We start from the raw sequence: 11,866 nt of genomic DNA on the forward strand, positions 1-11,866 counted from the left end.
CCACCAGTTGGGTCCCCTCTCGTGGTTTTTCTGGTTTTTCATGAAAGGATTTTTCTGTGTCCGACAACGATGGTGAGCGTCGATCCTTCCGGAGTGGAGGGTCCACTCCCAGGTCGGGACGCGGAGACAGCGGCGAGCGCCGCCAGGGTGGCGACCGGGGCCCGGCCCGCGGCGAGGATCGCCGGCAGGGAGTCGCCGGCCGACCGGATCGTCGCGGCGAGGACCGCACTTTCCGCGGGGAACGGCGAAGCGAGCCGGCGAAGGGCTCCGCGGACGACTCCCGCGGGAGTAGCCGCTCGGAGCGACCCCACAGCGATCGCCCGTCGGGGGACCGGCGAGATCGGCCCTACGGTGAGCGGCGCGACGACCGTTCCCGCGACGACCGTTCCCGCGACGACCGTTCCCGCGACGACCGTTCCCGCAGCGAGCGCCCGCATCGAGGCACAAACGACGACCGTCGGGACGATCGGCGCACCGGTGACCGGCGCGACGATCGGGGCCGTGACGATCGGCGCACGGGCACGTCCCGTGCCGGCCACGGACCCGAACGGCGAGACGGGGGCGCTCCACGTCGCCGTGGCGGCGAGGGTGGATTCGGCCCGAGCCGTGGCCGCGAGGGTGCTCCGGCTCCGCGTCGCGAAGCCCGGCCGGACGAGCCGGACCTGCCCGAGGACGTCGAAGCGTCGGACCTCGATCCGACCATCCGCCGGGACCTGCTGAGTCTCGACAAGTCGAACGCCAACGCAGTGGCCCGGCACCTGGTCATGGCCGGCCGCCTGATCGACGACGATCCCCGTCTGGCGCTGGCGCACGCTCGTGCTGCGCGGCAGCGCGCCGGCCGTATCGCCGTGGTTCGTGAGGCAGCGGGCATCACGGCCTACCACGCCGGCGAATGGGCGGAGGCGCTGTCCGAGTTGCGGGCCGCCCGACGAATGGCCGGGGGACCGGGATTGCTGGCGGTCATGGCGGACTGCGAGCGCGGTCTCGGCCGGCCGGAGCGCGCGATCGAGCTGGGCCGCAGCGACGAGGCTCGGGCGCTGACCGGCGACGAGGCCACCGAGCTGCGCATCGTCGTGGCGGGCGCCCGGATGGATCTGGGACAGTTCGACCAGGCGGTGGTCACCCTGCAGACCCCGGACCTGGATGCCTCGCGCACCGGCCCGTCCGCCGCGCGCCTGTTCTATGCGTACGCGGATGCACTCGTGGCCGCGGGACGTACCGAGGACGGATTGAAGTGGTTCCTCAACGCCGCCGCGGCGGATCTCGAGGGGGACACCGACGCCGAGGAACGCGTCGCCGAGCTCACCGGAGAGGATCAGTGACCGGTACATCCGGCGGCGCGTCGTTGCGGGCGCTCTACGACGTACTCCTGCTCGATCTGGACGGCACCGTCTACCGCGGCGCCGAGGCGGTGCCCGGGGCCCGCGAGGCATTGTCGGAGGGTGCCGAGCGGCTGTTCTATGTCACCAACAACGCGAGCCGTCGCCCGGCGGAGGTCGCCAAACACCTGCGCGAACTCGGTTTCGCGGCCGACGAGTCGAACGTGGTCACCAGTTCCCAGTCCGCGGCCCGGCTGTTGGCCGAGCGGGTCCCGGTCGGCGCCCCGGTGCTGGTTGTGGGTACCGAGGCCCTCGTCGACGAGGTCGCCGCGGTCGGTCTGACTCCGGTGCGTTCCGCGGACGCCGAGCCTGTGGCGGTCGTGCAGGGACACTCCCCGGAGACCGGGTGGGCGATCCTCGCCGAGGCGACGCTCGCACTGCGCTCCGGCGCCCTGTGGGTGGCGACGAACGTCGATTCGACGTTGCCCACCGAGCGGGGCCTGGTGCTCGGGAACGGTTCCATGGTCGCGGCCCTGAGGTCGGCGACGGGCTGTGAGCCGCTGGTGGCGGGCAAACCGGCCGCGCCGCTGCTCGAGGACGCCGTCGTGCGCAGCGGCGCCTCGCGTCCGCTCGTGGTCGGCGACCGGCTCGACACCGACATCGCCGGTGCGAACGCCGTGGGCGCCGATTCGTTGCTGGTGCTGACCGGCGTCAGCACGGTCGCGGACCTGCTCCGGGCGCCGCAGGATCAGCGCCCCACCTATGTGGCCGACTCGCTCGCCGGTCTCGACGCCGAGGCGGCCGCGCTGCGGGTGGGACCGCGCGAGCCGGGAGCGGTGTCGTTCGACGGACGGGATGTGCACCTGGCTTCGGAGTTCGCGGCGGACCCGATGGCCGCGCTGCGGGCCGTGCTCGACGTCGCCTGGGCCAACCCCGGTTTCGGTCGGGTCGTGGCGGCGGACGACCTGCTGGCACGGTGGGGAATATCCCGCTGAGTCGGGTCTGCGTGGTGTGCCGGTTCGTCACCGGCATGCACTAGCGTGGTCGACGATGAGCACGTCGATTCCACGCCCAGGCGACCACCTTCCACGCCCCCATCCGGGCGTGGATCCCGCGTCGATCCATATCGAGGTCGAGGGTCTGCTCACGCGCGCCCGCGACGTCACCGCCGACGGTGAGCCCGATCCGTCCGAGATCATCCCGCGGCAGGCGCAGCTGCTCGAACAGGCGCACGACCTGCTGGTCCAGGCGCTCGCGACCGTGGACAAGATCTGACGTGGCCCGGCGAGCGCGAGTCGACGCGGAGCTGGTGCGCCGGGGCCTCGCCCGGTCCCGCGAGCACGCCGGTGAACTGATCACGGCTGGGCGGGTCCTCGTCAACGGCACCGTCGCGACGAAACCCGCGACCCAGGTCGATCCGGGGGCGCCCCTGCTGGTCACGGAGGTCGCCGAGGAGGTGGCGTGGGCCTCGCGAGGGGCCCACAAGCTGCTCGGCGCCCTCGAGACGTTCACCCCCCAGGGATTGCGGGTCACCGGACGGCGGTGCCTCGACGCCGGGGCTTCCACCGGCGGCTTCACGGACGTCCTGTTGCACGAGGGCGCCCGCGAGGTCGTCGCCGTCGACGTGGGCTACGGCCAGTTGGTGTGGCGGCTGCAGTCCGACGAGCGCGTCCACGTGATCGATCGAACAAACGTGCGTAACATCGGTGCGGACGCGATCGGAGGGCCGGTCGAGTTGGTGGTGGCGGATCTGTCGTTCATCTCGCTGAAGCTGGTGCTCCCGGCGTTCGTGCGGTGCGTGACTCCGGGCGCGGATCTGCTGCCGATGGTCAAACCGCAGTTCGAGGTCGGGAAGGAGCGGGTCGGCAGCGGCGGCGTCGTCCGGGATGCGGCTCTGCGCACCGAGGCGGTCCTCGGTGTCGCCCGGGAGGCCCAGGCTCTGGGGCTGCGTACGCTCGGGGTGGTGGCCAGTCCGCTGCCCGGCCCGTCCGGCAACGTCGAGTACTTCCTGTGGCTGCGCGCCGGGGAACCCGGCCCGGTCGAACTGGGCGCGGACGTGGTCGAACTCGTCGAACGAGCCGTGCAGGAAGGACCCCAGTGACCGCAGATAGTGCAGCGACCGGCCCGGAGCGGGCGACCCGCGAGGTCCTGCTCGTGTCCCACTCGGGGCGGGTCGAGATCGCCGCGACGGCGCAGCGCATGGCGAAGATCTTCGGCGAGGCCGGCATCGGGCTGCGGGTGCTCGACGACGAGGTCGCCAGCACCGGTCTGGGTCCGCTCGCCGGCCCGGACGGACGGGTCCGCATCGTCGAACCCGGACCGGACGCCGCCCGGGGCTGCGAGATGGTGATCGTGCTCGGCGGGGACGGCAGCTTCCTGCGCGCCGCCGAACTGGCCCAGCGCGCCGGGGTGCCCGTGCTCGGAATCAACCTGGGCCGCATCGGTTTCCTCGCCGAGGCCGAGGCCGAACATCTCGAGGAGGCACTGGCGCAGGTGGTGCGCCGCGAGTACCGGGTCGAGGAGCGGATGACGCTGGACGTCGCGATCCGGGTCGACGACGTGATCGTCGACCGGGGGTGGGCGCTGAACGAGGCCAGCCTCGAGAACAAGTCCCGTCTGGGCGTGCTCGAGGTGGTACTCGAGGTCGACGGCCGGCCGGTGTCGGCGTTCGGGTGCGACGGCGTGCTGATCGCCACCCCGACGGGATCGACCGCGTACGCGTTCTCCGCCGGTGGCCCGATCGTGTGGCCGGAACTCGAGGCGTTGCTGGTGATCCCCAGCAACGCGCACGCCCTGTTCGCCCGGCCCATGGTGACCAGCCCGGAGTCGTTGATCGCCGTGGAGACCCTCGCCGGCAGCCACGACGGGCTGGTGTTCTGCGACGGCCGCCGCACCCTGGACCTGCCCGCCGGAGGCCGACTCGAGGTGGTGCGCGGCAAGCACCCGGTGCGGTGGGTGCGGCTGGACTCGGCGCCGTTCGCCGACCGCATGGTGCGCAAGTTCGATCTTCCGGTGAAGGGCTGGCGGGGAAGGAGACTGTGAGGTGCTTGCCGAGATCCGGATCGACAATCTGGGGGTCATCTCCGAGGCCGGCGCCCAGTTCCACGGCGGGCTGACCGTCCTGACCGGCGAAACCGGAGCCGGCAAGACCATGGTCGTGACCAGCCTGCACCTGCTGTCGGGGGCGCGCGCCGACCCCACCCGCGTCCGTGTCGGCGCCTCCCGCGCCGTCGTGGAGGGTCGCTTCTGCATCGATGCCGACGCCGGGTCGAGCGCGGCGGGCGGGGTGCCCAGCCACGTCGAGCGGGAAGTGGCACGCCTGCTCGAGACGACCGGCGCCCAGCGCGACGACGACGGCAGCATCATCGCGGTCCGCACCGTCGGCAGCGACGGCCGCTCCCGCGCCCACCTCGGCGGGCGCAGCGTCCCGGTGGGGGTGCTGTCGGAGTTCACCGATCCGCTGCTGACCGTGCACGGCCAGAACGACCAGTTGCGGCTGCTGCGGCCCGACCAGCAGCGCGCCGCCCTCGACCGGTTCGCCGGCAAGGCGATCGCGCCGCTGCTGGCGGCGTACCAGGAGCACCGCCAGCGGTGGTTGACCGCGCGGGCCGAGCTGAGCGAACGCACCGAGCGGTCCCGGGAGCTCGCGCAGGAGGCGGACCGCCTGCGGTTCGCGCTCGACGAGATCGACGCCGTCGACCCCCAGCCGGGGGAGGACACCCGGATCGTGGCCGAGGTGCGCCGGCTCGGCGACCTCGATTCGTTGCGGGACTCCGCGCAGGGCGCGCAGGCCGCGCTCACCGGCGGGGACGGCGACGACGTGGCCGCGGCGGCTCTGGATCTGCTGGGGGAGTCGCGGGCGCGGCTCGAGGCGGCCGAGGACCCGGCCCTGCGTGAGCTCGGTCCCCGGCTCGACGAGGCCATCGCGGTGGTCACCGACGTCGCCGGCGAGCTGTCCGGATACCTGTCGGACCTGCCGTCGGACCCGGGGGCCCTCGAGACGCTGCTGAACCGCCAGGCGGAGCTGAAATCGCTCACCCGCAAGTACGCCGCGGACATCGACGGTGTGCTCGAGTGGGCTCGCGAGGCCCGCGACCGGCTGTCGAGGATCGACGTGTCCGCCGATGCGGTCGCCGACCTCGCCGCGCGCGCCGATCGCGAGGCGGCCGCCGCCGCCGAGGCCGCGACCGCCCTCTCCGCCGCCCGCAGGAAGGCCGCCGACAAGCTCGCGAAGGCGGTCAGCAAGGAGTTGTCCGGCCTGGCGATGGGCCGGGCGAGTCTGGACGTGCAGGTGCGGGACCGGGAGGCGGGGCCGCAGGACACCGCACCGCTGAAGGTCGGCGGGCGGGTGCTGCACGCCGGCACCTCGGGCGTCGACGACGTCGAGTTCCGGCTCGCCGCGCACAGCGGGGCCCGGTCCCTGCCCATCGCGCGCAGCGCCTCCGGCGGTGAGCTCTCCCGCGTCATGCTCGCGCTCGAGGTGGTGCTGGCCGGGTCCGAACGCGGCGCCACGATGGTGTTCGACGAGGTCGACGCGGGGGTGGGCGGTCGGGCTGCGGTCGAGATCGGCCGGCGCCTGGCCCGCCTGTCGCGCACCCATCAGGTCATCGTGGTCACCCACCTGCCGCAGGTCGCCGCGTTCGCCGACACCCACCTCGTCGTCGACAAAGTCGACGATGCCGGGGGCGTCGTCAGCAGCGGGGTGCGCGCGCTCACCGATACCGAGCGGGTCGCGGAGCTCGCCCGCATGCTCGCCGGCCTCGGCGACACCGAGACGGGCCGGGCCCACGCCGAGGAACTGCTCGCCACCGCGCACGCCGAACGACGAGGCTGATCCCGCCCGGCGCGCCTCCGTTGCCCGGCCCCGGCCCGGGTTCATCATCGATGCCATGAAGATGCCGGCGCTGCTGTCACGCAATAACGAAACGTTGCCCGGAGTGAGCGGCATTGCCCGGGTCGACAAGAACCAGGCCAGGCTCCTGCGCCGGGTCGGTCCCGGCGACATCGTCGTTCTCGACGCCGTCGACATGGACCGCGTCACCGCCGACGCGCTCGTCGAGGCCGGGGTCACCGCCGTGGTCAACGCCTCGACGTCGATCACCGGCCGCTACCCGAACCTCGGCCCGGAGGTGCTCGTCGCCAACGGCATCGCCCTGATCGACAACACCGGTCCCGAGGTGTTCAAGAAGGTCAAGGACGGCGCCAAGGTCCGCCTGCACGAGGGCGGTGTCTACTCCGGGGAACGGTTGCTGATCCAGGGCGAGGAGCAGACCGAAACCGAGATCTCCGACCGCATGATCGAGGCGAAGACCGGCCTGGTCGACCACCTCGAGGCGTTCTCGGGCAACACCATCGAGTTCATCCGTTCGGAGAGCCCGCTGCTCATCGACGGGGTCGGAGTGCCCGACGTCGACGTGGACCTGCGCGACCGGCACGTGGTGGTGGTCGCGGACGGGCCGGACCACGAGCAGGACCTGAAGAACCTCAAGCCGTTCATCAAGGAGTACTCGCCGATCCTCGTGGGCGTCGGCACCGGCGCCGACACCCTCGTCCGGGCCGGATACCGGCCGGATCTGATCGTCGGCGACCCGGACGAGATCGGCACCGAGACCCTCAAGTCCGGCGCCGAGGTGGTGCTGCCCGCCGATCACGACGGCCACGCCCCCGGTCTCGAACGCATCCAGGACCTGGGCATCGGCGCGATGACGTTCCCCGCCACCGGCGCCCCCGCCGACCTGGCGCTGCTGCTGGCCGACCATCACGGCGCCGCCCTCATCGTCACCGTCGGCAGCACCGTCTCGCTCGACGAGTTCTTCGACCAGGGCCGCCGTGACAGCAACCCGTCGGCGTTCATGACCCGGCTCAAGGTGGGGCCGAAACTGGTCGACGCCAAGGCCGTCGCCACCCTCTACCGCAGCCGCGTCTCCGGCGGGGTGATCGCCCTGCTGGTGTTCGCCGCGCTGATCGCCGTGATCGTCGCGTTGATCGTGTCCAACCTCGGCGGCGACGTCGTGGACTGGGCCGTGCAGAGCTGGGACAGTCTCGTGGTGTGGGTGCAGGGGCTGACCGCGTGATCTCGTTGCGTCACCACGCAATCTCGATCGCAGCGGTCTTCCTCGCCCTCGCCGTGGGCATCGTCCTCGGCTCCGGGCTGCTGTCGGACAGCGTCGTCGCCGGGCTCCGCGACGACCGGTCCGAACTGCAGGGCCGGCTGCAGGACGCCGAGGACCGCACCAACGTGCTCACCGAGCAGCTCAACGCGGCCGACGGTTTCGACGCCGCGGTGTCCGGGCGTGTGGTGCGCGACGCGCTCGCCGGCCGCACGGTGCTCATGATCGCCACTCCCGACACCGACCCGGCGGACCTGGACGCGGTGATCCGCACGGTCGAGGCGGCGGGCGCCGCCGTGACCGGCCGGATCTCGCTGACCGAGCCCTTCGTCGACGCCGCCGGCGCCGACCAGCTGCGCACCACCGTCACCAACGTCGTCCCCGCCGGGGTGCAGTTGCAGACCGGCGCCGTGGATCAGGGCAGCCTGGCCGGGGACCTGCTCGGAGCCGTGCTGCTCGTCGAGCCGGCGAGCGGGCAGCCGCGCAGCACCCCCCAGGAACGTGACCTCGCGCTCTCCACGCTGCGGGGCGGCGGCTTCGTCGCGTACGACGACGGGACCGTCGAACCCGCCCAGACCGCCATCGTCGTCACCGGCGACGGGGGAGCCGGCGCCGAGGGCGGCGGCAACCGCGGTGCGCTGCTGGCCCGCTTCGCCGCCGCGTTCGACTCCCGCGGTGCCGGCACGGTCCTGGCCGGGCGGCCCGGCGCCGCCGTCGGCAACGGGGCCGTCGCGGTGGTGCGGGCCGACGCGGCGCTGTCGGCCGGTCTGTCCACCGTCGACACCGTCGACCGCGAATCCGGCCGCATCACCACGGTGCTGGCGCTGCAGGAACAGCTCGCCGGGGTGTCGGGCCGGTACGGAACCGGCCCCAACGCCGGCGCCGTCACCGTCGGAACCGCCGCCCGCTGACGGGCGCGGCGCGGCGAACGGTGTGATCCCCGTCCGATCCGGGCGAGTCGTGCACGCGGGACCCACGACAGGTGTTACCGTGAAGTTCCGTGGGTCGTGCAGGCCCCAGCAGTTCCGTCATCAGTCCGAAGTCCTGCACCAGACGTCACGGGAGCTTCTTTGCCACAGTCACGCCACTCGCGTACCGCCACCAAGCACATCTTCGTCAGCGGGGGCGTCGCCTCCTCACTGGGCAAGGGGCTGACGGCATCGAGCCTGGGCGCTCTTCTCACCGCGCGCGGCATGCGCGTGACCATGCAGAAGCTCGACCCCTACCTGAACGTCGACCCCGGCACCATGAACCCCTTCCAGCACGGCGAGGTCTTCGTCACCGAGGACGGCGCCGAAACCGACCTGGACGTGGGCCACTACGAACGCTTCCTCGACCGCGATCTCAACGCCGCCGCCAACGTCACCACCGGCCAGATCTACTCCACGGTCATCGCCAAGGAGCGGCGCGGCGAATACCTCGGCGACACCGTCCAGGTGATCCCGCACATCACCGACGAGATCAAGAACCGGATCATGGCGATGGCCGGCCCCGACAAGGACGGCAACGTTCCCGACGTGATCATCACCGAGATCGGTGGCACCGTCGGCGACATCGAGTCCCAACCGTTCCTCGAGGCGGCCCGTCAGGTCCGTCACGACGTCGGCCGCGGCAACGTCTTCTTCCTGCACGTCTCCCTCGTGCCCTATCTGGCCCCGTCGGGTGAGCTGAAAACCAAGCCCACCCAGCACTCGGTGGCGGCGCTGCGCAACATCGGCATCCAGCCCGACGCGCTGGTGCTGCGCTGCGATCGGGAGGTCCCCGCCGCCCTCAAGGCGAAGATCGCGCTGATGTGCGACGTGGACGTCGACGGCTGCATCTCCTGCCCCGACGCCCCGTCGATCTACGACATCCCCAAGGTCCTGCACCGCGAAGGACTCGACGCCTACGTCGTCCGCCAGCTCGGCCTGCCGTTCCGCGACGTGGACTGGACCGTGTGGGGCGACCTGCTCGACCGGGTGCACCAGCCGCGTGAGACCGTGCGGGTCGCGCTCGTCGGCAAGTACGTCGACCTGCCCGACGCCTACCTGTCGGTCACCGAGGCGTTGCGCGCCGGTGGTTTCGCGCACCGCGCCAAGGTCGACATCCGCTGGGTGCCCTCCGACGACTGCGAGACCGAGGCCGGCGCCCAGGCCGCGCTCGGCGACGTGGACGCGGTCCTGATCCCCGGAGGCTTCGGCATCCGCGGCATCGAGGGCAAACTCGGCGCGATCCGCTACGCCCGCACCCGCAAGATCCCGCTGCTCGGCCTGTGCCTGGGCCTGCAGTGCGTGGTCATCGAGGCGGCCCGCTCGGTGGGCATCACCGACGCGAACTCCGCCGAGTTCGATCCCGACACCACCCATCCGGTGATCTCCACGATGGCCGATCAGGAGCAGGCCGTCGCCGGCGAGGCCGATCTCGGCGGCACGATGCGGCTCGGCGCCTACCCGGCCGTACTCGCCAAGGGCTCGGTCGTCGCCCGCGCCTACGGCGGCGAGCAGGTCTCCGAGCGGCACCGCCACCGCTACGAGGTCAACAACGCCTACCGCGACCGGATCGCCAAGTCGGGCCTGAGGTTCTCGGGCACCTCCCCGGACGGGCATCTCGTCGAGTTCGTCGAGTACCCCGCCGACCTGCACCCGTTCTTCGTGGCCACCCAGGCGCATCCCGAGCTCAAGAGCCGCCCCACCCGCCCGCACCCGCTGTTCTCCGCGTTCATCGCAGCCGCGCTGCGGTACAAGGCCGCCGAGCGCCTGCCCGTGGACGTGCACGGCGACGACGCGGACGAGGTCGACGTGGACGGCGGCGACGCGGTGGTCACCACGTCCGAGAACGCCACCGCCGGCGGCAAGTAGCCGACCGTGACGCAGCGACACGAGTTCCGGACGCTGTCCACGCGCCGGATCTACACCGGCGCGATCGTGTCGCTGCGTGTGGACCGGGTCGCCATGCCCGACGGGCACGAGGCCGAACGGGAGGTGGTCGAACACCACGGCGCCGTCGCGATCGCCGCGGTCGACGAGCAGGACCGGCTGATCCTGATCCACCAGTACCGCCACCCGCTCGGCCACCGCCTCTGGGAGCTGCCCGCCGGGCTGCTCGACGCGCCCGGCGAGGACCCGCTCGACGCGGCCCGCCGGGAACTCGCCGAGGAGACCGGCCTGGCCGCCGCCCGCTGGGACCTGCTCGTCGACCTCGCCCTCTCGCCGGGATTCACCGACGAGGCCGTGCGCGTGTACGCGGCCCGGGGCCTGTCCGAGGCCGACCGGCCCGACCCCGAACACGAGGAGGCGGACCTCGAGATCCGCCGCGTCCCCGTCGACGAGGCCGTCGCCATGGTGCTCGGCGGCCGGATCGTCAACGCCACCGCCGTGTCGGGGATCCTCGCCCTCGCCGCCACCCGCCGCGACGCGGGCGCCCTGCGCCCCGCCGAGGCCGAGTGGCCCGACCGGCCCCGCGCCCTGCTGCGCACCAAGCGCGACGGGAACTGACGCGGTGCTCGCCCGCCAGCTCGACGCCTACCTCGACCACCTCACCGTCGAGCGCGGCGCCGCCCCCAACACCCTGGCGTCCTACCGGCGCGACCTCACCCGCTACCTCGACCACCTCACCGACCGCGGCATCGACGACCTCGCCGACGTCCGCGAAGAGCACGTCGGCGACTTCGTCACCGCGCTGCGCCGAGGCGACCCCGACCGCGGCAGGCCCGCCCTCGCGGCCAGCTCCGCCGCCCGCGCCCTCGTCGCCGTGCGCGGACTGCACCGCTTCGCCACCACCGAAGGCCGCACCCCCGTCGACGTCGCCCGCGCCGTCAAACCCCCCGCCGCGGGCCGGCGCCTGCCCAAGGCCCTGTCCGTCGCCGACGTGCTGGCCATCCTCGGCTCCGCGGGCACCAGCGCCGACGGGCCGCGCGACCTGCGCGACCGGGCGCTGCTCGAACTGCTGTACTCCACCGGGGCACGCATCTCCGAGGCCGTCGGCCTCGACGTCGACGACCTCGACACCACCAACCGGTCGGTGCTCCTGCGCGGCAAGGGCGGCAAGCAACGCGTCGTGCCGGTCGGCCGTCCCGCCCTGGCCGCCGTCGACGCCTATCTCGTGCGGGGCCGGCCCGCGCTGGCCACCGGCCGCACCCCCGCACTGTTCCTCAACGCCCGCGGCGGCCGCCTGTCCCGGCAGAGCGCCTGGCAGGTGCTGCAGACCGCCGCCACCCGCGCCGGGGTCACCGCCGCCGTCTCCCCGCACACCCTGCGCCACTCCTTCGCCACCCACCTCCTCGACGGCGGCGCCGACGTGCGCGTGGTGCAGGAACTGCTCGGCCATGCCTCGGTGACCACCACACAGATCTACACGCAGGTCACAGCCGGTGCGCTGCGCGAGGTGTGGGCCGGGGCCCACCCCCGCGCCCGATAGCGCCCGCGACGGCAGGGCGTGTCCACGGCGCCATCGCACCAC

The 11,866-nt window shown here is 72.7% G+C and carries 11 protein-coding genes; all 11 read left to right on the forward strand.

The features are described from left to right. Positions 1 to 56 precede the first annotated feature (56 nt). Entirely contained in the window at positions 57 to 1,322 is a 1,266-nt protein-coding gene (locus tag JYA75_RS17555) for a hypothetical protein (protein WP_185712766.1), read from the forward strand. Beyond that, complete coding sequence (locus JYA75_RS17560) at positions 1,319 to 2,314, forward strand: HAD-IIA family hydrolase (protein ID WP_072635315.1); 996 nt, start codon at positions 1,319 to 1,321, stop codon at positions 2,312 to 2,314. The genes JYA75_RS17555 and JYA75_RS17560 overlap by 4 nt, the downstream gene beginning before the upstream one ends. Before the next feature lie 55 nt (positions 2,315 to 2,369). Beyond that, positions 2,370 to 2,594, forward strand: a complete 225-nt coding sequence (locus tag JYA75_RS17565) for a hypothetical protein (RefSeq protein WP_029543879.1) — start codon at positions 2,370 to 2,372, stop codon at positions 2,592 to 2,594. A gap of 1 nt (position 2,595) precedes the next feature. Further along, the gene (locus JYA75_RS17570; RefSeq protein ID WP_029543877.1) at positions 2,596 to 3,420 is read left to right on the forward strand and encodes a TlyA family RNA methyltransferase; all 825 of its coding nucleotides are present in this window, start codon (positions 2,596 to 2,598) and stop codon (positions 3,418 to 3,420) included. Continuing rightward, on the forward strand, positions 3,417 to 4,361 hold the full coding sequence (locus JYA75_RS17575) for an NAD kinase (protein WP_006936725.1): 945 nt from the start codon (positions 3,417 to 3,419) through the stop codon (positions 4,359 to 4,361). The genes JYA75_RS17570 and JYA75_RS17575 overlap by 4 nt, the downstream gene beginning before the upstream one ends. A 1-nt stretch (position 4,362) precedes the next feature. Next, complete coding sequence (gene recN / locus JYA75_RS17580) at positions 4,363 to 6,153, forward strand: DNA repair protein RecN (protein WP_029543875.1); 1,791 nt, start codon at positions 4,363 to 4,365, stop codon at positions 6,151 to 6,153. 55 nt (positions 6,154 to 6,208) lie between these two features. After that, positions 6,209 to 7,393, forward strand: a complete 1,185-nt coding sequence (gene steA, locus JYA75_RS17585; protein ID WP_050035290.1) for a putative cytokinetic ring protein SteA — start codon at positions 6,209 to 6,211, stop codon at positions 7,391 to 7,393. Continuing rightward, entirely contained in the window at positions 7,390 to 8,340 is a 951-nt protein-coding gene (locus JYA75_RS17590) for a copper transporter (RefSeq protein ID WP_006936730.1), read from the forward strand. The genes steA and JYA75_RS17590 overlap by 4 nt, the downstream gene beginning before the upstream one ends. 159 nt (positions 8,341 to 8,499) lie before the next feature. After that, positions 8,500 to 10,266 (forward strand): CTP synthase, encoded by a 1,767-nt coding sequence (locus JYA75_RS17595; RefSeq protein WP_006936731.1) that lies wholly within the window; start codon positions 8,500 to 8,502, stop codon positions 10,264 to 10,266. Positions 10,267 to 10,272: 6 nt separating this feature from the next. Continuing rightward, positions 10,273 to 10,902, forward strand: a complete 630-nt coding sequence (locus JYA75_RS17600; protein WP_006936732.1) for an NUDIX hydrolase — start codon at positions 10,273 to 10,275, stop codon at positions 10,900 to 10,902. A 4-nt stretch (positions 10,903 to 10,906) separates the two neighbouring features. Further along, positions 10,907 to 11,824: a site-specific tyrosine recombinase XerD gene (xerD, locus tag JYA75_RS17605; RefSeq protein ID WP_006936739.1), complete on the forward strand. Its 918-nt coding sequence runs from the start codon at positions 10,907 to 10,909 to the stop codon at positions 11,822 to 11,824. The last annotated feature ends 42 nt before the right edge of the window (positions 11,825 to 11,866 follow it).

This window comes from Rhodococcus sp. PSBB066 (assembly GCF_017068255.1).
Classification (GTDB): domain Bacteria; phylum Actinomycetota; class Actinomycetes; order Mycobacteriales; family Mycobacteriaceae; genus Rhodococcus; species Rhodococcus aetherivorans.